General features: G+C 69.1%; 17 protein-coding genes. 5 read left to right on the top strand and 12 right to left on the bottom strand.

Annotation, left to right across the window (positions count from 1 at the left end):
• Positions 1–471: 471 nt before the first annotated feature.
• On the top strand, positions 472–1,428 hold the full coding sequence (dapD, locus tag C9992_RS04435) for a 2,3,4,5-tetrahydropyridine-2,6-dicarboxylate N-succinyltransferase (RefSeq protein WP_106814319.1): 957 nt from the start codon (positions 472–474) through the stop codon (positions 1,426–1,428).
• A gap of 15 nt (positions 1,429–1,443) precedes the next feature.
• On the opposite strand, the gene C9992_RS04440 is transcribed toward dapD, so the two are convergent.
• The gene (locus tag C9992_RS04440; RefSeq protein WP_106814320.1) at positions 1,444–2,013 is read right to left on the bottom strand and encodes a TetR/AcrR family transcriptional regulator; all 570 of its coding nucleotides are present in this window, start codon (positions 2,011–2,013) and stop codon (positions 1,444–1,446) included.
• Positions 2,014–2,182: 169 nt separating this feature from the next.
• Between C9992_RS04440 and C9992_RS04445 the strand changes: the two genes are divergently transcribed.
• A complete protein-coding gene (locus tag C9992_RS04445) occupies positions 2,183–3,625 on the top strand; it encodes an MFS transporter (RefSeq protein ID WP_106814321.1) in 1,443 nt (480 codons plus the stop codon).
• Positions 3,626–3,713: 88 nt separating this feature from the next.
• Here C9992_RS04445 and C9992_RS04450 read toward each other — a convergent pair whose 3' ends face one another.
• The 8 genes from C9992_RS04450 to C9992_RS04485 form a co-directional block, all read right to left on the bottom strand.
• Positions 3,714–5,012 (bottom strand): citrate synthase, encoded by a 1,299-nt coding sequence (locus C9992_RS04450; RefSeq protein ID WP_106814322.1) that lies wholly within the window; start codon positions 5,010–5,012, stop codon positions 3,714–3,716.
• Positions 5,013–5,197: 185 nt separating this feature from the next.
• Positions 5,198–6,319 (bottom strand): succinyldiaminopimelate transaminase, encoded by a 1,122-nt coding sequence (gene dapC / locus C9992_RS04455; RefSeq protein WP_106814323.1) that lies wholly within the window; start codon positions 6,317–6,319, stop codon positions 5,198–5,200.
• A gap of 1 nt (position 6,320) precedes the next feature.
• Positions 6,321–6,641, bottom strand: a complete 321-nt coding sequence (gene fdxA, locus C9992_RS04460; RefSeq protein WP_106814324.1) for a ferredoxin — start codon at positions 6,639–6,641, stop codon at positions 6,321–6,323.
• 48 nt (positions 6,642–6,689) lie between these two features.
• Positions 6,690–7,088: a DUF6113 family protein gene (locus C9992_RS04465; protein ID WP_106814325.1), complete on the bottom strand. Its 399-nt coding sequence runs from the start codon at positions 7,086–7,088 to the stop codon at positions 6,690–6,692.
• Between the two features lie 70 nt (positions 7,089–7,158).
• Positions 7,159–7,473, bottom strand: a complete 315-nt coding sequence (locus tag C9992_RS04470; RefSeq protein ID WP_106814326.1) for an AzlD domain-containing protein — start codon at positions 7,471–7,473, stop codon at positions 7,159–7,161.
• Positions 7,470–8,234: an AzlC family ABC transporter permease gene (locus tag C9992_RS04475; RefSeq protein WP_106814327.1), complete on the bottom strand. Its 765-nt coding sequence runs from the start codon at positions 8,232–8,234 to the stop codon at positions 7,470–7,472. The genes C9992_RS04470 and C9992_RS04475 overlap by 4 nt, the downstream gene beginning before the upstream one ends.
• Positions 8,235–8,307: 73 nt before the next feature.
• A complete protein-coding gene (gene typA, locus C9992_RS04480; protein ID WP_106814640.1) occupies positions 8,308–10,221 on the bottom strand; it encodes a translational GTPase TypA in 1,914 nt (637 codons plus the stop codon).
• Positions 10,222–10,312: 91 nt separating this feature from the next.
• Entirely contained in the window at positions 10,313–12,073 is a 1,761-nt protein-coding gene (locus tag C9992_RS04485) for an ABC transporter ATP-binding protein (protein ID WP_106814328.1), read from the bottom strand.
• 38 nt (positions 12,074–12,111) lie between these two features.
• Between C9992_RS04485 and C9992_RS04490 the strand changes: the two genes are divergently transcribed.
• The gene (locus C9992_RS04490) at positions 12,112–12,717 is read left to right on the top strand and encodes a PH domain-containing protein (RefSeq protein WP_106814329.1); all 606 of its coding nucleotides are present in this window, start codon (positions 12,112–12,114) and stop codon (positions 12,715–12,717) included.
• A 14-nt stretch (positions 12,718–12,731) separates the two neighbouring features.
• On the opposite strand, the gene C9992_RS04495 is transcribed toward C9992_RS04490, so the two are convergent.
• The 3 genes from C9992_RS04495 to C9992_RS04505 form a co-directional block, all read right to left on the bottom strand.
• Positions 12,732–13,886 carry an ABC transporter permease gene (locus C9992_RS04495; RefSeq protein WP_106814330.1) on the bottom strand — a complete coding sequence of 385 codons (1,155 nt, stop codon included), beginning with the start codon at positions 13,884–13,886 and terminating at the stop codon, positions 12,732–12,734.
• Positions 13,887–15,422 (bottom strand): ABC transporter permease, encoded by a 1,536-nt coding sequence (locus tag C9992_RS04500; RefSeq protein ID WP_106814331.1) that lies wholly within the window; start codon positions 15,420–15,422, stop codon positions 13,887–13,889.
• A gap of 161 nt (positions 15,423–15,583) precedes the next feature.
• Positions 15,584–17,359, bottom strand: coding sequence for an ABC transporter family substrate-binding protein (locus tag C9992_RS04505; protein ID WP_106814332.1), 1,776 nt, complete (start codon positions 17,357–17,359; stop codon positions 15,584–15,586).
• Between the two features lie 211 nt (positions 17,360–17,570).
• Between C9992_RS04505 and C9992_RS04510 the strand changes: the two genes are divergently transcribed.
• Together C9992_RS04510 and C9992_RS04515 are read left to right on the top strand one after the other, a co-directional pair.
• Positions 17,571–18,410 (top strand): CPBP family intramembrane glutamic endopeptidase, encoded by an 840-nt coding sequence (locus tag C9992_RS04510; protein ID WP_106814333.1) that lies wholly within the window; start codon positions 17,571–17,573, stop codon positions 18,408–18,410.
• A gap of 430 nt (positions 18,411–18,840) precedes the next feature.
• On the top strand, positions 18,841–19,851 hold the full coding sequence (locus C9992_RS04515; protein ID WP_146145294.1) for a hypothetical protein: 1,011 nt from the start codon (positions 18,841–18,843) through the stop codon (positions 19,849–19,851).
• Positions 19,852–19,915 lie beyond the last annotated feature (64 nt).

Here is a 19,915-nt window from a genome sequence, read left to right on the forward strand (position 1 = left end):
AAACGAATATCAAACTGACATCCATGAATTGATCCAAAAACCCCCACCAACCACAAACGTGGCCGACAGAGAAAAAATTGGCATTTGACAAGTGCACGCTGTTGAGTTCTCAAAGATCGGACGCACCAGCCAGCAACGGATCACAGACCCGCGCCCCGGCAGGGCAACTTCACCATCTTATCTCGGCGGAGCCGCTCCGTCAAACCGACCGGAGCCCCATCCGAGTCCCCCACACCGTCCGCGAAGCGGGCGATCCGACGAGCGGATCCGATGTGTTGGGAGGTGGTCCGCTGCTTGAGGGGAGCCAGACCTTCCGGCCTTCCGCTCTACCCTTTGGGGCGAACAACAAGAACATTACGTCAACCCGCGCCCCACGTCGAATCCACCCCGCACCCCGGGCGTGTCGCACCCGATGAGGCCCCGGCTGACGCGTGATTTCGGTGGCCCAGGGGGCGCGCTAGCGTGGAATCCATGACCGAAGAACGCTGGGTATGGGGCGTGGGCCTCGCGACGATCGCCGACGACGGGACCGTGCTGGACACATGGTTCCCCTCCCCCGCGACCGGACGGATCCCGCTCGGCTTCGATCCGCAGATGCCTCCCGATGAGCTGGACCGCCTCGCCGTAGCCGATCCGCGGCGCGCCGTCTCCGTCGAGGTCGTGAGCCTCGAGGCGGATCTCGACGAGCCGCCCGTGTCGACGTCGGACGCCTACCTGCGCCTGCACGCCCTGTCGCACCGACTCGTACGACCGAACGAGGTCAATCTGGACGGCATCTTCACCCACCTGCCGACCGTCGCCTGGACCAACGCGGGCCCGATGCACCCCGATACGCTCACGCGACTGCGGCCGTTCCTCGCGCGGGACGGCATCCAGGTGCAGGGCCTGGACAAGTTCCCGCGCCTTCTGGACTACGTGACACCGCCCGGTGTCCGTATCGCCGATGCATCCCGCGTGCGACTGGGCGCGTACCTGTCCCCGGGAACAACGGTCATGCACGAGGGCTTCGTCAACTTCAACGCCGGCACCCTGGGCCAGAGCATGGTGGAGGGCCGCGTCTCGCAAGGCGTGGTCATCGGCGACGGCAGCGACATCGGCGGCGGCGCGTCGATCATGGGGACGCTCTCGGGCGGAGGCACCCACAAGGTCTCGGTGGGTGCCCGCACCCTGCTGGGCGCCAACGCCGGCATCGGCATCTCGCTGGGCGACGACTGCGTCGTCGAGGCGGGCCTGTACGTCACGGCCGGGACCAAAGTGGTTCTGGTCGACGAGGCCCGACGCGCTGACGGCTCCCTTCCGACGGTCAAGGGTGCCGAACTGTCCGGCGTGTCAGGGCTTCTCTTCCGCCGCAATTCCGTGACCGGCGCCGTCGAGGCGGTCCGTCGTGCAGGCGTCGGCGTGACGCTGAACGAAGCGCTGCACGCCTGACGGCGCGGGCAGTCGTCAGCGTCGGATGGCGTTGATGGCGAGATTCAGAACCCGCTGACGCTGCGCCTCGTCGTCGAAGGAGGCGACGGCGGCGACACCGGAGACGAGTTTGACCACGTCGCCGATCGAGACATCGGGATCGACCTGGCCGGCCGCCTGCGCGCGCTCGAGCAGCGGCTCGCCGGCCGACAGCATGATCGAACGACACTCGGTCAGCACGGGTGATCGACGGTTGAGCCCGTCCAGCAGCGCGTGCTTGGTGCCGACGTAGGTCACGAACCGGTCGAGCCATGCCCGCAGGGCCTCCCACGGCTCCAGATCGCGCACTTCGTCGGCGGCGCGGGCGAGGGCGTCGACCTCATCCAGGTACAGCGTCTCGATGAGGTCGTCGCGCGTCGGGAAGTTGCGATACAGCGTGCCGATCCCCACGCCGGCGCGACGGGCGATGTCTTCGAGGGATGCCGTCGACCCGTCTTCGGCGAAGGCCTCGCGTCCGGCGGCGACGAGCGCGTCGAAGTTCCGCGCGGCATCGGCCCGCTGGGGACGACGTGCGGCCAGCGCGGGCATCCGCTCCACGACGGACATGGCAGGGACCTCCGGGGTTGCGGTGGCCGTCGGACGGCCGACGGCGACTCGTGGTTGCGAAGCGGAGGCATCCTCCGCTAATCTCAAAACCGGAGGCAACCTCCGTTCGGAGACTTCCCTCCACTTTACTCCGCATTCACCGGATCCGCATCCATCGGAAGGCCTGTCGATGCCTACTGTCCCTTTCACTCCTCGCGCAGCGTTTGCGGCGATCGCGATCAGCGTCGCCTCCCTCGCGCTGCTGCAGAACCTCGTGATCCCCGTCATCCCGCTCATCGCCTCAGACTTCGGCGTGACCGCCGACGCGGCATCCTGGACGATCACCGCCTGGCTCATCGCCGCCGCCGTCGCCACTCCCCTGCTGGGCCGGATCGGCGATCTGCGCGGACGCCGCAACACCTTCCTCGCCGTCCTCGGCGTTGTCGCGGTCGGTGACATCGTGGCCTCGTTCGCCCCCAGCCTCGAGGTGCTGATCTTCGCCCGCGTGCTCCAGGGCGTCGGCGGCGCCCTGTTCCCGCTCGCGTTCGGACTGCTGCGTGACGTGATGCCGCGCTACCAGCTCACCGGCGCCATCGGTGCCACCAGCGCCATCATCGGCATCGGGGGCGCGGCGGGAAGCGTGCTGGCGGGACCGCTGGCGCAGCTCCTCGGCTGGCACGGCATCTTCGCCGTTCCCTTCGTCGCGGCCGTCGCGGGCATTCTCCTGACCGTGATGCTGGTGCCGCCGGCGGGCCTGCGCGCGGTCGGACGGGTGAACGTGCTGTCGGCCACGCTCCTGTCGGGGTGGCTCATCGCCCTTCTCGTGCCGCTCAGCTCCGGAGCCCGATGGGGCTGGACCGCGCCGGTCACCCTCGGGCTGTTCGCGGCCGCGGCGGTGCTGATCGTGGCGTGGGTCATCGCGGAGCTGCGCTCCACGGAGCCGCTGGTCGATCTGCGTCTTCTCGCGGGACGCGCCATCTGGCCGGTCAACGCCGCCGCACTACTGATCGGCGCTGCGGCCTTCGGCTTCTGGGGCTACCTGCCGCAGTTCCTGGAGACCCCGGTGGCCTCCGGCTGGGGACTGGGATTGAACGTCCAGGCCGCAGGGCTCGCACTGCTGCCGCTACTCATCGGCATGTCGAGTGTCGGGTTCGCGACCGGTCTGATCGCACGAGTCATCCCGCTGCGGATGATGATGGCGCTCGGCGCGCTGCTCATGGCGGGCGGCGTCGTGTTCGCGGTCTTCGACCATGGCGCGCTGGTGACCCTCGCCATCGCGGGCGGCGTCTTCGGCCTCGGCATCGGCCTGGCGTACGCGGCGGCCGCCAGCATCATCGTCGAGTCCGTGCCCGCCGATCGCACCGGCATCGCCACCGGCGTCAACGCCAACCTGCGCACCATCGGTTCGGCGATCGGCTCGGCGTTCACCACGGCCCTCGTGTTCGGCTCGGTCGCCCCCGGCGCCACGCCGACGCTCGACGGATACGCCGTCGCGTGGCTGACGCTTGCCGCGGCGGCGGTCGTGGCGGCCGTCATCGTGCTCGCCGTGCGGCCCCGCGGCACGGCTGACCGCGACGCGCCGGGCTCGCTGGATGCCGTCGAGGAGCCGGCCGCCCTCGCCGACGTCGCCTGAGCTCCCACACACAGCGGATGCCGCGTCCCTGCGGGGGCGCGGCATCCGTCGTGTGTGCTCCGATCGCGGCGTCGAGCGCCGGCGGCCGTCAGGAGAGACCGGGGTAGTTGCGCTCGGACGCGCCGACGTACAGCTGCTGCGGGCGGCCGATCTTCGTCTGCGGATCGCCGGCCGCCTCACGCCATTGCGCGAGCCAGCCGGGCAGCCGCCCGATCGCGAACAACACGGTGAACATGCGCGTCGGGAAGCCCATCGCCTTGTAGATCACGCCGGTGTAGAAGTCGACGTTCGGATAGAGCCGGCGCTCCTGGAAGTACGAGTCGTTCAGCGCGATCTCTTCCAGCTCCTTCGCGAGATCGAGCAGCGGGTCGCTGACGCCGAGCGCCGAGAGCACCTCGTCGGCGGACTCCTTGACGAGCTTCGCGCGCGGGTCGTAGTTCTTGTAAACCCGGTGCCCGAAGCCCATGAGCTTGACGCCGTCTTCTTTGTTCTTCACCCGCTCGACGAAGCGCTGGACGCTCTCGCCGGACTCGCGGATGCGCGCCAGCATGTCGAGCACGGCCTCGTTCGCGCCGCCGTGCAGCGGGCCGTAGAGCGCGTTGATGCCCGCAGAGATCGACGAGAACTGGTTCGCCCCGGTGGAGCCGACCAGGCGCACCGTCGAGGTGGACGCGTTCTGCTCATGGTCTTCGTGCAGGATGAGCAGCCGCTCGAGCGCCCGCGACATGACCGGGTCGACCTGGTAGACCTCCGACAGCACGCCGAAGTTGAGCTTGAGGAAGTTGTCGACGAACCCCAGCGAATTGTCGGGGTACAGGAACGCCTGGCCGATGCTCTTCTTGTGCGCGTATGCCGCGATCACCGGCAGCTTCGCGAGCATGCGGATCGTGTTCAGCTCGACGTGCTCGGGGTTGTTCGGGTCGGACTGGTGCTCGTAGTAGGTCGACAGCGCCGACACCGCCGACGAGAGCACCGACATCGGGTGAGCGGTGTGCGGCAGCGCGGAGAAGAACCGCTTCAGGTCTTCGTGCAGCAGCGTGTGGCGGCGGATCTTCTCGTCGAACTCGGCGAGCTGGTCGGCGGTCGGAAGCTCGCCGTAGATCAGGAGCCAGGCGACCTCGAGGTACGTGCTGTTCTTCGCCAGCTGCTCGATCGGGTAGCCGCGATAGCGCAGGATCCCCTGGTCGCCGTCGATGTAGGTGATGGCCGACTTGGTGGCCGCCGTGTTGACGAAGCCGTAGTCGAGGGCCGTGTAGCCGGTCTGGCGGGTGAAGGTGGAGATGTCCACGCTCGGCGTGCCGTCGGTCCCCCGCAGCAGCGGGAAGTCGGCGGTCGTGTCACCGATCGTGAGGGTGGCCTTCTCCTGCTGGGTGCCCGCGTCGCTCACGGCGCCTCCTCGCGATTTCTGGTCGTGCCGGGGGTGTCGTCCTGTCCCGCGTCGTCGTGACGACGTCTTCCTCAGGACTCAGAAGCGGGACGGGGATGCCGCGTCGCCGCGTTCCTACAGCCTAGTCCGCCGCCGCGCCTACTGTTGACACGGCCAAAGGGATGCGGCATCGCATAGAGGAATCCTCAGCGGTCGTTCCCGGCCGCTGCCCGCAACCGGGCGGCCGCGGCATCGATGCGCTCGTCGGTCGCCGTCAGCGACAGCCGGATGTGCTGCGGGAAGTGCGTGCCGTAGAAGTGCCCGGGTCCTGTCAGGATGCCGAGCTCGGCCAGACGCGCCACGCTCTCCCACGCGTCGCGCCCCTCGGTTGCCCACAGGTACAGGCCCGCCTCGCTCGCGTCGACGCGGAAGCCCGCCGCCTCCACTGCGGGACGCAGCACTTCGCGACGACGGCGGTAGAGCTCCTTCTGCGCCGCGACGTGCGCGTCGTCGTCGAGGGCGGCGGCCATGGCCGCCTGAACCGGCAGCGGCAGCATCAGACCCAGGTGCTTGCGCGCCGTCAGCAACCGCGCGATGAGTACCGGGTCCCCGGCGATGAACGCCGCACGGTACCCGGCGAGGTTCGACTGCTTGCTGAGGGAGTACACCGAGAGGATGCCGCGCAGGTCGCCGTCGGTCACACGGGGGTCCAGCGCCGAAGGCACCGGCTGGTCGTCCCACGGGGCGTCCCAGCCGAGCTCGGCGTAGCACTCGTCCGAGGCGAGGACGGCGCCGAGGTCCCGTGCGCGCGCCACGGCGGCACGCAGCGCGTCGACGTCGAGGACTCGCCCGTCGGGGTTGCCGGGCGAGTTGACCCAGGCCAGTCGCGTGCCTTCGGGCCAGTGCGCCGGGTCGTCTACGGCGACGGGGGTCGCGCCCACGAGGCGCGCGCCGACCTCATAGGTGGGGTATGCGGCGCGGGGATGCACGACCACGTCGCCGGGGCCGAGGCCGAGCAGGAGAGGCAGCAGCGCCACGAGTTCCTTGGAGCCGACCGTGGGCAGCACGTTCTCGACGCCGAGGCCCGGAACGCCACGTCGCCGCTCGTACCACCGGACGATGGCGGAGCGCAGCGCCGGCGTGCCGATCGTCTGCGGGTAGGCATGGGCATCCGTTGCGGCGCGCAGCGCGTCGGCGACCACCGCGGGGGTGGCATCGACCGGTGACCCGATGGAGAGGTCGACGATCCCGTCGGGGTGGGAACGGGCCTGCGCGGCATAGGGGGCGACGACATCCCAGGGGTAATCGGCGAGGTCGGCGACTCCCACGTCAGTGTTCCTGCGGCGGCAGGGCGCTGATGATCGGGTGGTCCTTGTGGATCACCCCGACCTTGGCCGCACCGCCCGGGGAGCCGATGTCGTCGAAGAACTCGACGTTGGCCTTGTAGTAGTCCTGCCACTCGTCGGGCAGGTCGTCCTCGTAGTAGATCGCCTCGACCGGGCACACCGGCTCGCACGCACCGCAGTCCACGCACTCGTCCGGGTGGATGTACAGCGACCGTTCGCCCTCGTAGATGCAGTCCACCGGGCACTCGTCGATGCAGGCGCGGTCCTTGACGTCCACGCAGGGAAGGGCGATCACGTACGTCACCTCTTCAGTCTAGTTCGCGTGCCGGTGACGCTCGGCCGTGCGACGAGCTCAGTCGGCGCGGTCCGCGGTGCGAGGCATGCGGGGCAGCGACTCCGGCCACGCGATGACGATGACCGCGGCGAGCGGGACGAGGATCGTCCACAGGATGCCCGGGTTGAACGCGCCCTCGGGCGTCTGCGGCACGACGACCGAGCCGCCGGGCCCCGCGCCCGAGAAGACCAGCGTGGCGATCATGACACCCAGTGCCGTCGCCAGCGTCGCCCAGCGATCGCTGGTGAGCAGGCGCACGGCGATGAGGAGCGCGACGACGCCGATGAGCCCCAGGGTCAGCCCGAGCGGGAACCATCCCAGCATGTACGCCTGCGCGACGGTGCCCGCGACGCCGTAGAACGCGCCGACCACGAAGGCCACGACCCAGGCGGCGACGCGCGACCACGAGAACGACACCGGTCCAGTGTAGGCGCCGGCCGGGAGCCGGCCGCGCACGCCGGCGGACCCGGCCGGGCACGCCGGCGGATCAGGCGGCCCAGCCCCACAGGCGCAGCAACGCCGCCACCAGCGCCGCCCCGATGACCACGACGAGGAACGGGGCACGAAGCAGCAGCAGGCCGGCGGCGACGAGCACGGCCGGCACGCGCGCGTCGACCACGACCGCCTGGCCGGCGCCGAGCGTCTGCACGGCGACGAGCGCCGACAGCAGCGCGACGGTGAGCAGGTCGGCGATCCGCATCGGCCGCGGCGCCTCGACCCACCGAGGAGGAATGAGGTACCCCACCGTCTTGAGAGCCACGCACACGATCGACGCCACGAGGACAGCGGTCCACATCGTCACGGCAGCCCCTCTCGCTCGGCCACGTCGTCCGGCTCGGCGGCATCCGCCTCGTCGCCTCTTCCGAGCCAGTTGGTCCACCCGACGATGATCGCCACGACGGCCGCCACGATGACCGGCAGGCCCGGCATCAGCACCGGTGTCAGCACCGTCGCCACGACGGCCGCAGCGATGCCCACCACGATGGGCTGGCGGGCTCGAAGACGCGGCCACAGCAGCGCCAGGAAGGCGGCCGCCGCCGCGGCGTCCAGCCCGTAGGCGCGTGGATCGCCCAGCACGTCGCCGAGGAGCGCCCCGGCCAGCGTGGACAGGTTCCAGCCGATGTAGATGCCGATGCCCGTGACCCAGAACCCGACGGTGCGCGCCCGCGGCGCCTTCTGGGCGAGCGAGACGGCGGTGGACTCGTCGATCGTGAACTGTGCGGCGGCCGCGCGCCGCCAGAATCCCGCGCCGATCACCGGAGACATGCGGATGCCGTAGGCCACGTTGCGCACGCCCAGCAGGGCGGCCGAGGCGATGGCGGCGGGCGCGGCGCCCAGACCGCCCGCACCCACGATCCCCGCGAAGGCGAACTGCGACCCGCCGGTGAACATGACCAGACTCAGCACACAGGTCTGCCACACGTCCAGTCCGGACGCGACCGCGAGGGCACCGAACGAGATGCCGTACGCGCTCGTGGCCAGGGCGACCCCGAGGCCCGCGCGTGCCGCCCGCTTCACCTCGCCCGCGCTGTGCGCATCGGCGAACTGCGGGTCGAGCGTCATCTCGTCATGCTATCCACGGGGGTGCGACATCCCGTCGGCCACCCGAAGGGAGGTGGCCCGGCGGGGACGGCGGTCAGGCGTTGGCGTCCTGGCGCTTCAGGCGCGAAGCGGCGCGGGCGCGCTCGGTCTGATCCAGGATGACCTTGCGGATGCGCACCTTCTCGGGCGTGACCTCGACGCATTCGTCGTCGCGAGCGAACTCGAGGCTCTCCTCGAGCGACAGCTGCCGCGGCGGAGTGAGTCGCTCCAGCTCGTCGGCGGTCGACGAGCGCATGTTGGTGAGCTTCTTCTCCTTGGTGATGTTGACGTCCATGTCGTCGGCGCGGGTGTTCTCGCCGACGACCATGCCCTCGTACACCTCTTCCGTCGGCTGCACGAAGAAGGTCATCCGCTCCTGCAGCGCCATCATCGCGAACGGCGTGGCCACCCCCGCGCGGTCGGCGACGATCGAGCCGTTCTGGCGGGCCTGGATGTGCCCGGCCCAGTCGTCGTAGCCGTGCGAGATGGCGTTGGCGATGCCGGTGCCCCGCGTGATGGAGAGGAATTCGGTGCGGAAGCCGATGAGGCCGCGCGAGGGGACGATGAACTCCATGCGCACCCAGCCGGTGCCGTGGTTGGTCATCGTCTCCATGCGGCCCTTGCGCGCCGCCATCAGCTGTGTGATCGCCCCCAGGTACTCCTCGGGCGCGTCGATGGTGAGGTGCTCGAACGGCTCCTGCACCTGCCCGTTCGGTCCCTTCCGCGTGACGACCTGGGGCTTGCCCACCGTCAGCTCGAAGCCTTCGCGGCGCATGTTCTCCACGAGGATCGCCAGCGCCAGCTCGCCGCGGCCCTGCACCTCCCACGCGTCCGGGCGCCCGATGTCGACGACCTTGAGCGAGACGTTTCCGACGAGCTCGCGGTCGAGGCGATCCTTCACCATGCGCGCGGTCACCTTGTGACCCTTGACCTTGCCCACCAGCGGCGACGTGTTCGTGCCGATCGTCATCGAGATGGCGGGATCGTCGACGGTGATGGCCGGCAGCGGGCGGACGTCCTCGGGGTCGGCGATGGTCTCGCCGATCGTGATGTCCTCGATGCCCGCGATGGCCACGATGTCACCGGGACCCGCCTCTTCGGCGGGGTACCGCTCGAGCGCGCGCGTCTTCAGCAGCTCGGTGATGCGTGCGTTGGAGTGTGTGCCGTCGTGGCGCACCCACGCGACCGTCTGGCCCTTCTTCAGGGTGCCGTTGAAGACGCGCAGCAGCGCGAGGCGCCCGAGGAACGGGCTGGAGTCCAGGTTCGTGACCCAGGCCTGCAGCGGGGCGTCGTCGTCGTAGGAGGGTGCCGGCACGTGCTCGAGGATCGCCGCGAACAGCGGCTCCAGGTCGGGGTTGTCGGGCAGCTCGCCGTTGGCGGGACGATTGCGGGATGCCGCGCCGGCACGCCCGGACGCGTACACCACCGGCACATCGAGGAGGGCGTCGACGTCGAGGTCGGGGACGTCCTCGTGGAGATCCGACGCGAGCCCGAGGAGGAGGTCGTGCGCCTCCTCCTCGACCTCCGCGATACGTGCGTCGGGGCGGTCCGTCTTGTTCACGAGCAGGATCACCGGGAGCTTCGCCTCCAGCGCCTTGCGCAGCACGAACCGCGTCTGCGGCAGCGGGCCCTCGCTCGCGTCGACCAGGAGCACGACTCCGTCGACCATCGACAGCCCGCGCTCGACCTCGCCGCCGAAGTCGGCGTGGCCGGGGGTGTCGATCACGTTGATGGTGACCGGCACGTCGGTGTGCGCGCCGTTGTAGGTGATCGCCGTGTTCTTGGCGAGGATCGTGATGCCCTTCTCGCGCTCCAGATCGTTGGAGTCCATCGCCCGCTCTTCGACGTGCGCGTGCTCGCCGAACGATCCGGTCTGACGGAGCATGGCGTCCACGAGGGTGGTCTTGCCGTGGTCGACGTGGGCGACGATCGCCACGTTGCGGAGGTCCGGTCGGAGGGCGCGCGCCATGAGGGAATCCTTGAAGAAGATGGGGGATGCCGGAGTGCCGGCATCCCCCATTCTATTGGGCGCATCGTCCTGTCGCCTTTCGGCGGCCTGATCAGCCCTCCATGCCGGCCTGCAGCAGCGCCGTGCGCGCCTCGCGGCGCACCCGCTGCTCGTCGGGGTCGGGCACCGGGATGGCAGCGATGAGGCGGCGCGTGTAGTCCTCCTGCGGGGCGCGCAGGATCTGGCCGGTCGCGCCCTGCTCGACGATGTGGCCGTGGTGCATCACGATGATGCGGTCGGCCAGCGAGTCCACGACGGCCAGGTCGTGGCTGATGAACAGGCACGCGAAGCCGAGGTCCTCCTGCAGGCGCCGCAGCAGCTGCAGCACGGTCGCCTGGACCGAGACGTCCAGCGCCGACGTCGGCTCGTCGGCGATGAGCAGCTTGGGCTGGAGCGCCAGCGCACGGGCGATGCCGACGCGCTGCTTCTGACCGCCCGACAGCTCGTGCGGGTAGCGGTTGCGGTACGAGCGGGGCAGCTCGACCGAGTCGAGCAGCTCCTGCACGCGCAGGTCGAGGTCGCGGCCCTTGGCCACCTTGGCCAGCAGCATCGGCTCACCAATCGACTGTCCGATCGGAAGGCGCGGGTTCAGCGAAGACGACGGGTCCTGGAAGACGATGCCGACGTCCTTGTGGACGGTGTGCAGCAGGCGACGGTCCGCCTGGGAGATGTCGTGGCCCACGACCTCGGCGCGACCGTCCGCGATCGGCAGCAGCCCGATCGCCGCCCGGCCGACGGTCGTCTTGCCCGACCCCGACTCGCCCACGAGGCCCGTGACCTCGCCGGGGTAGATCGAGAAGGTGGCGTGCTCGACCGCACGGAAGGCGGGCACCCGCCCGCGCTTGGGATAGTCGATGGCGACGTCCTGGAAGTCGAGCACGGGCGCACCGAGACCCTTGCGCCGCTCCTCGTCCTCACGGGCCGCGACCTCGGCGAGGCGGATCACGGACGTGTCGCCCACGAGAGCCGCGGTGGTGTCGATCGCCTCGCCCGCGGCATCCCCGATCCGCGGGACCGCTGCGAGCAGCTGCTGCGTGTACGGGTGCTGCGGGTTGTTGAACACTCCGTCGACCGTGCCGCGCTCGACGATCTCGCCCTTGCGCATCACGACGATGTCGTCGGCGATGTCGGCCACCACACCCATGTCGTGCGTGATGAGAAGGATCGCCGAGTCGAGGCGATGACGCAGATCCCGCATGAGATCGAGGATCTCGGCCTGCACGGTCACATCCAGCGCCGTCGTCGGCTCGTCGGCGATGAGCAGCTGCGGGTCGCACGAGATCGACTGCGCGATCATGGCGCGCTGTCGCTGCCCGCCAGACAGCTGGTGCGGGTAGGAGTTGAAGGCCTTGAGCGGGTCGGGCAGCTCCACCATGTCGAGCAGCTCGAGCGCGCGCGTGCGCGCCGCGCTGGGAGTCATGCCCTGGTGCACGCGCAGGGTCTCGATGATCTGGAAGCCGACCGTGAAGACGGGGTTCAGGGCCGTCATCGGCTCTTGGAAGATCACCGCGATCTCGCGGCCGCGGACGCGCCGCAGGTCATCCTTGCGCAGTCCCAGGATCTCTCGGCCGCCGAGCTTGACGCTGCCGGTGACACGGGCGTTGGAAGGCAGCAGCCCGAGCATCGCCATCGAGCTCGCACTCTTGCCGGATCCGGATTCACCCACGATCGCCAGCGCCTTGCCCGATTGGACGGAGTACTCGAGCTTCTTGGCCGCGGGCACCCAGTAGTTGTCGACGGCGAAGTCGACGGACAGGCCGCTCACCTCCAGCAGCGGGCTGCCGGAGACCGGGATGGAGGGGGACGCGTTCATGAGAGGGTCCTTGCGGGGTCGGGAGAGACAATGGGGAGGTGACCGATCAGGCGATCCGCATCGACTCCCGTTTCAACCGCATCGCGGCCGTCATCGTCTGGAGTCTTGCGGCACTCGCCGTGGTCACCGCCGTATGGAGCGCGGACGTGCGCCTGGCGTGGGTGTATGCCGCCGCACCGCTGGCCGCTCTTCTCGGCTGGGCCGCCCTGTGGCGTCCGAGCGTCACCGTGTCGGCCACCGGCGTGCGCCTGGAGAACGTCAGTCATGATGTCGACGTGCCCTGGGAAGCCCTCGTGCACGTCGATACGAAGCGTGCCCTCACACTGCACACGCCCTCCGGCGCGTTCACCGCGTGGTCCGCGCCCGCGCCAGGGCTCTTCAGCACCATGATGGGCAACGCGAAGGCCCGGCGCGAGGCCCGGGCCGCCGGCGGTGCGGTCCTCGGAAGCGATCGTCTGGGCACCGACTCCGGCAACGCGGCGCTTGTCGTGCGCGAGACGTGGCGTCGCCGGCTGGACGCCGGCCAGGTGGAGCTCGGAGTGGCCGACGAGACGCCGGTCACGCGCCGCTGGCACGTGGCGCTGCTGACGGCGTGTGCTGTCCTCGCGGCGGCGTCGATCGCGCTGATCATCGCCACGGGCTGAGAGCCGGACAGTCATCATGCGCCGCGCCCGGCGTCAGGAGCGATCTCCTCGTCGAGGACGTCAGAGCCCCGCTGGCTCGTGACGCCCTCCTCCGTCGCCGTCCCGCCGGCGGTGACCAGGGCCCCCTCCGGCACGTCGACCGTCGTGCCGCCCACCAGCACGGCATCCTGCGGCAGCTCCTTCACCTTGCGGAAGACGATGCGCTTCTGACGCGGATCGAACGCGTCGCGCAGGCCGTCGCCCACGAAGTTGACCAGCAGCGACAGGATCACGATGAACGCGGCCGGCCACCAGAACAGGTACGGCCGCGTCTGGAACGCCGACTCGTTCTGTGAGATCAGCAGGCCCAGTGACACGTCGGGAGACCGCACACCGTAGCCGAGGAACGACAGCGACGTCTCGAGGATCACCGCGGCCGCGATGAGGAGCGTCGTGGCCACGATCACGACGCCGATGGCGTTCGGCAGGATGTGCTTGAAGATGATCCGCGCGTCCGAGGCACCCGCCACGCGCGCCGCCTCGACGAACTCGCGCTCGCGCAGTGTGAGGAATTCCGCACGTACGAGTCGGGCGATTCCGGTCCAGGCGACGAAGCCGAGGAACAGTGCCAGGAACAGCGGCCCGAGGCCGCCGACCGCGGAGCCGACCACGGCGCCGATGACGATGACGGGGATCACGATCACGACGTCGGTCAGACGCATCAGCACCGAGTCGACCCAGCCGCGGTAGTAGCCGGCGATGGCGCCGACCACGACACCGATGAAGGCGCCGATGATGCCGATGATGAACATGATGTACGACGAGTTCACGAGGCCGCGCATGACCATCGCGAAGTAGTCCTTGCCCACCGTGTTCTGGCCGAAGGGGTGCTCCCCGAGCGAGAACGGGAACAGCGTCAGCGTCGGCTTGCCGCCGTTGGTGAGCGGGAGGAGCTCTTCGTAATTCCACTTCCACCAGCCGGGGATCGGGCCGATGCCCGTCACCGAGACGGCGAAGCCGATGATGAGGACGAAGAGGATCGCGCTGACCAGCGCAGGCTTGTGCGCGAGGAAGCGCCGCAGCGTGAGCCGCCCCTGGCTGACCCCCCGCTCGTCGGCGGTCTGGACGTGCACGCCGCCGTCGGACGGCGAGGTGGCCGGTTCGAGTGCCGGATCGATCGGGATGGACATTTACTTGACCCTCACTCTCGGGTCGATCGCCGAGTATGCGAGATCGGCGAGGAAGTTGAACGTGATGGCGAACACCGCGATGACGACGAAGTACGCCATGACGGGGTTCGGGTCGGCGTGCTGCAGACCCTGATTGAACAGGGCGCCCATGCCGCTGAAGGCGAAGATCCGCTCCGTGATGATCGCGCCACCGATGAGCGCGCCGACATCGGCCGCGACGATGGTGGTGATGGGGATCAGCGAGTTGCGGAACGCGTGCCGCACGACCACCGTGCGCTCGGGGAGGCCCTTGGCCCGCGCCGTGCGGATGTAGTCCTGGTTCAGCGTCTCGAGCATGCCGCCGCGGGCGTAACGCGTGTACGCCGCGAACGAGATCAGCATGAGGCTGATCGTCGGCAGCAGCAGGTGCGTGAAGGTGTCGATGCTCTGGATCCAGAAGTCGCCCTGCAGGTTCGGCGTGGAGGCGCCGATGGTGGCGATCGGCCGGCCGTTCACCTTCGGGTTGTTGACGTATGCGTTCCAGTTCTGCATGAACTGGTCGAGGATGATCACACCCATCCCGAGCACGCCCGAGAAGACGCCGATGCGGATCGCCTGGCCCTTGTCGTACTCGCCGAGGAACCAGCCTGCCGCCGCGCCCACGAGACCCGCGCCGACGAAGAGCGCGAACACGCCCCAGCCGTTGAACGAGCCGAGGAACGGCTGCAGCACGAAGTACGCGGCGATGAGCACGATCGCGGTGACCCCCGCGGTGCGCCACGCGTAACGGGCACGAGCGCCGGCGATGATCAGCACCATGCCGGCGGCGAAGGCTGCGATGAGCAACGGGGTGAGGATCGGGCCGAGCGAGGGGTTCAGGAACCACGCCGTCACGCTCATGCCGTACAGCATCGCGCCCGTGGTCACGACCGAGGCGGCGAAGACGATCAGGCGGCGCTGCCTGTTCCCGCCGATGATGGCCTGCCAGAAGATGCCGGAGATGAGACTCAGCGCGATGATCCACGGCCATGTGAACACCGGACTGTCGAGCCAGTCGTTGAAGCCGATCGCGAGGAAGACCTTGAGGAGGACACCCATGACGAAGGACGGCAGCGAGTAGAAGAGGAAGCTCGCGAACGTGAAGGAGTAGTCCACGGCGCTGTACTGACGCAGAGCCGAGACGATGCCGACCAGGACGCCGAGGATGATGGCGAGGACGGTCGAGGCGGTCACCAGCTGGAGCGTGGCGCCCATGGCACGGGCGAGGATGATCGTGACCGGCTGGTTCTGGATGGTCACGCCGAGGTCGCAGCCGCCGAAGGGGATGACGCATCGCGCGGCCCCGAGGAGCCAGTTGAACCAGCGCACCGGAATCGGCTGGTCGAGGTTCAGCCAGTCGATGCGCTGAGCGATCAGCGCGTCGCGGTTCGGGCTGTTGGAGGCGTACAGGTCCTCGAGCGGGTCTCTGGCCAGAGCCACGAGGGTGTACATCAGGAAGGATGCGGCGATGAGGATCAGGATCGAGACCCCGATGCGCCGCAGAACAAAGCTAAGCACTGGGCTGGCCCTTCATGCAGAAAAGGTAGCAGGCAGCCGACGACGCCTGGATGGGCCGGGCGTCGGGTCGCCGGCGGTGGACGGGACACACACACGCACGGGGCGCCGGGCTGCGAGAACCCGACGCCCCATGGCGTGGTGTTTCAGTGCGTCAACCGATTTTACTCGGAGACCGTCCACTCCCAGACGTTCCAGAGCGCACCGGTCTGGTTGCCCATGAAGGTCACACCCTGGAGGCGGTCGGTGTGTGCCTCCAGACCCGGCAGCTGGAACAGCGGCAGGCCGTAGGCGTCGCCGAACAGCTCGGTGTCGGCCTCGATCGTCATCTCGTCGATCTTGTCCTTATCGAGCGTCTTCGGGATCGTCTGCGCGATCTCGTCGACCGTGGCGTTGGCGTACTTGTTGAAGTTGCTGCCGCCGAAGCTCGCGAAGATCTGCGGGATGGTGCCGTTGCCCACACCGGGCGAGGTCCAGCCGAAGATGACCGCGTCGTAGATGTCGGAACCGAGCTGGGCGCTCCAGTCCTCACGTCCGACGTCCTCGATGATGAAGCCGGCCTGCGAGGCCGAGGCCTGGATGGCCTCGAACGCCGCAACGCGGTTCGGGTTGTTGATGTTGTACATCAGGCGGATCGTCGGGGTCGCGCCGGCGAGCAGCTCCTTGGCGCCCTCGATGTCGACCTCGTCGTACGCGTCCGAGCCGTTGACGGCGACAGCGTCCTCGTACGGAGCCTGAGCCGGGATGAACAGCTGCGAGTTGAGCACCTCAGCCTCCGGGTTGACCGGCTTGATCAGGGTCTCGACGAGCTGCTGACGCGGGATCGTCTTCAGGAACGCCTCACGGACGTTCTTGTCGGCGAACGGACCCGCGAAGGTCAGGTCGATGTGGTCGTAGTTGAGCGCGTCGCCCTGGAGGACCTCCACGCCGTCGATGCCCTCGAGCGCGGTGAGGGTGTCACCCGTCGCCTGCGGCGCGATGAGGTCGACCTCGCCGTTCTGCAGAGCGGTCACCTGAGCCTGCGAGTCGCCGATGAAGCGGATCACGAGCTCGGAGAACTGCGGCTTGAGGTCACCGGTGTACTTGTCGTTGACCTTCAGCGTCATGGACTGCGTGGGCTCCCACGAGTCGATGACCCACGGGCCGCTGGACAGGTACAGCGACGGGTCGTCCGGCAGCGACGTCATGTCGAAGCCGGTGTTCCAGAAGTCGGCAGCCGCCTTGAGCGTCTCGTTGGGCGCAGCCGGTGCGGCGGCGTCGCCGCGCGGCATCGTCATGATGGTGTCGATGAGCTCGGCCTGGTCCACGCCCGCCTTCTCGGCGACCACGTGCACCGGCTGGTCGATGAGACCGATGATGTCCCAGTCGACGAAGGGCTCGTCGTACTCGAGCGTGAGCGAGAGCTTGTCGTCGGCGACATCCGTGATCTTGGACTTGTTGACACCCTCGGTGCTGCCGGCGTACTGGAAGTAGCGGGTGCCGCTGGCGACCTCACCGGTCTCGGGGTCGAGCGTCGCGTCGTCGAAGACGCCCGAGGTGGCGGCCCAGCCGAAGATCAGGTCGTCGGTCGTGATGGGCTCCCCGTCCGACCACACCAGGCCGTCGTTCAGGGTGTACTTCACCTGAAGCGGGTCCTCGCTGAGGACCTCCATCTTTCCGAACGACTCGTCCGGAACGACCTCGTACTTGTCGTTGACGTAGTAGAACCCGGCGCGGGTCAGGATGTTGACCTTGCCGTTGATGTCGAGGTTGCCGTTGTCGCTGTTCGAGTTCGTACCGGTGAACTCGTTGACCTCGGCGACGGTCACCGCGGTGTCGGTGGTCGTCGGCTCCTCCGACTCCGGCGGGGTCGTCGAGCAGCCGGCAAGGACCAATGCGGCCGCACCGACGCCCGCCGCGACTCCGAGTGCGCGCTTGCGCCACGTCGTCTTGTCAGACACTGTGTCTCCTCCTGTGCAGGGTAGTGCGCGCACGTCTGGCCTCTGACCGGACGGGCGCGCGGATGGGAAAACGATATGCACCGGTAGTGAGATGGTCAAAACGATCGGCGAAAACGTTACAGAGCCTTAACTCAATCGACGCGGAGTGTGACAATCTGACAAGATGACGCCGCCGAACCGGGCCTTCAGGCAGAGGAAGTCCACAGAGCCGATGGCCCCCGGCGCGGCGCTGCCCTCGCCCGGGCGCCTCGCCGACCGCTACGAGCGCCGACGGCTCACATGGGAGGTCTGGATCGTCCTGGCCATCACGGTCGGACAGTCCGCGCTCTATTCGGTCCTCTCCCTGGTGCGCAAGCTCCTCAGCTCGGTGCCGCTGGGCTCGCAGCAGGCGCAGGTGAACCCGTCGCGCGATCTGCAGGTCGTGTGGGATGTCGTGTACCAGGTGCTCGCCGTGTTCTTCGCGCTCGCGCTGGTGGCCCTGGTCGTCTATCTCCTGTGGGAGCCGGGAAGCAATGCGCTCCGGCGCATCGGCCTGGACTTCGCGAGGTTCGGCGGCGACCTCGGCCGCGGCATCCTGCTCGCCGCCGTGATCGGGATTCCGGGTCTGGCGCTCTACGCCGTGGGACGTGCGCTCGGCATCACGGTGACCGTGGTCGCGGCGCCGCTGGATGCCGCCTGGTGGACGGTGCCCCTCCTCGTGCTCTCGGCGCTGCGCGCCGGGCTCACCGAGGAGGTCATCTTCATCGCGTATCTCTTCGACCGGCTTCGCCGCCTCGGCTGGAACGACTGGACGATCATCCTCACCAGCGCCGCGCTCCGCGGGGCGTATCACGCGTACCAGGGCTTCGGCGCGATCGTCGGCAACTTCGTCATGGGCATCGTCTTCGGCTGGTGCTACCGGCGCTGGGGCCGGGTGATGCCCCTCGTCGTGGCCCACACCCTCCTCGACATCGTCGCCTTCGTGGGCTATCCGCTCGCCGCCGCCCTGTGGCCCGGCGTCTTCGCCCCCCTCCCCACGCCGACACCGACGCCGACCGCGACTCCTGCCTGACCTCGGCCGGGCACCGGCCCGGGTGCCGGCCTGGCGCTGGGCTGGCGCTGGGGTGGCGCGCTCTGCGCGATATCCGCGAGACTTCATCGGAGCGCCGAAACTGCGGTGCACCGACGAAGTCTGGGCGCTCCACTGGAGTCTCGCGGACCCGGTGGGCGCGGCCGGCGGCGGGATGCCGCGGTCGGGCCACCGCACTCGCGGGCTCGTGGTTCGTCTCATGCGGGTTCGAGAGGCGCGAGACTTCATCGGAGCGCCGAAACTGCGGTGCACCGACGAAGTCTCGGCGCTCCACTGGAGTCTCGCGGACCTGGGCATCGAGGGCGCGGGACGGCGGCGGGCGGCTCCTCCACAGGGGGCGAGGAGACTGCACTGTCAACAGCGCGCTTGAATTCGAGGCGCGACGTGCGCGGCGACGAGCAGGATGATCGGCATGGTCACTGCGTCGGCCGCCCACGACATCACGGCATCCCCCATCGCCCTCCTCGGACGACGGGATGTCGCGCATCCGGAACGGGCACTGCGCACACGAGAGCTGACCTCGGTCACCCGCGGCATCTACGCCCGCACCGACGAGTGGCTCCTCTTGAAGCCCTGGGAGCGCTACCTCGCGCGCGTGCACGGAGCCGCGATGCGGCATCCCGATGCCGTGTTCGTCCTGGAGTCGGCGGCCGCGCTGCGCGGTGCCGCGGTGATCGGAGAACCGGCCGAGGTCCATGTGGTGGCCTCGCCGGCAACGACGTCGCGCCCGATGGGAGGGGTGCGCGTACACACGGCGCAGCGGATGCCGCAGATCGAGGAGATCGGCGGCCTGCTGGTGGCTGCCCCCGCCGACGTCGCCGTGGACATCGCGCGCAGTCGTCACCATGCGATCGGGATGGCGGTGGCCAGCAGCATCCTGCGCCAGCATCCCCGGCTCAGCGTCGACGAGCTGCGCCTCGTCAACGAGACTCGAGCAAGCTCACGTGGCCGCCGGCACGCGCGATGGGCGTTGGACCGGGCCACCGGCATCCCGGAGTCCACGCTCGAGTGCCTGAGCCTCGTGGCGATCGAGTGGCTGGGATTTCCGCAGCCCGAGCTCCAGGTGTGGGTGCGGGGTGCGTCCCCGGAGGACGACCAGCGGCTGGACTTCTGGTGGCCGATGTCGAGGATCGCGGGAGAGGCCGACGGCGACATCAAGTACGAGGGAATGGACGCGGTCGCGGTCTTCGCCGACCGCCGCGATCGGGACGCCAGGCTGCTCACGAAGGGCGTCTCGGCGACCGTCCACTGGGGGTGGCACGACGTGACTCACGTCACTCCGCTGCGTGCGGCACTCCTGGCCGGCGGCCTGCGCCCCGAGAGCCCGGAAGACACTGCGCAGCTGCGCTCCCTGGCTCGGCTGTTTCGTCCCCTCCCCGCCGGCGGCCACCGAGACTTCATCCGGGCGCCGAGACTTCGCTGACAGGCCGCAGTCTCGGCGCGCCGATGAAGTCTCGCGGTAAGACACCCGGCCGTGCGCGCAGAGC

This window comes from Microbacterium timonense, from assembly GCF_900292075.1.
Classification (GTDB): Bacteria; Actinomycetota; Actinomycetes; order Actinomycetales; family Microbacteriaceae; genus Microbacterium; species Microbacterium timonense.

Coding starts and splice junctions, on each gene's coding strand:
- dapD (WP_106814319.1), top strand. CDS start 472: ATGACCGAAGAACGCTGGGTATGGGGCGTGGGCCTCGCGACGATCGCC.
- C9992_RS04440 (WP_106814320.1), bottom strand. CDS start 2,013: ATGTCCGTCGTGGAGCGGATGCCCGCGCTGGCCGCACGTCGTCCCCAG.
- C9992_RS04445 (WP_106814321.1), top strand. CDS start 2,183: ATGCCTACTGTCCCTTTCACTCCTCGCGCAGCGTTTGCGGCGATCGCG.
- C9992_RS04475 (WP_106814327.1), bottom strand. CDS start 8,234: ATGACGCTCGACCCGCAGTTCGCCGATGCGCACAGCGCGGGCGAGGTG.
- typA (WP_106814640.1), bottom strand. CDS start 10,221: ATGGCGCGCGCCCTCCGACCGGACCTCCGCAACGTGGCGATCGTCGCC.
- C9992_RS04485 (WP_106814328.1), bottom strand. CDS start 12,073: ATGAACGCGTCCCCCTCCATCCCGGTCTCCGGCAGCCCGCTGCTGGAG.
- C9992_RS04495 (WP_106814330.1), bottom strand. CDS start 13,886: ATGTCCATCCCGATCGATCCGGCACTCGAACCGGCCACCTCGCCGTCC.
- C9992_RS04510 (WP_106814333.1), top strand. CDS start 17,571: ATGGCCCCCGGCGCGGCGCTGCCCTCGCCCGGGCGCCTCGCCGACCGC.
- C9992_RS04515 (WP_146145294.1), top strand. CDS start 18,841: ATGGTCACTGCGTCGGCCGCCCACGACATCACGGCATCCCCCATCGCC.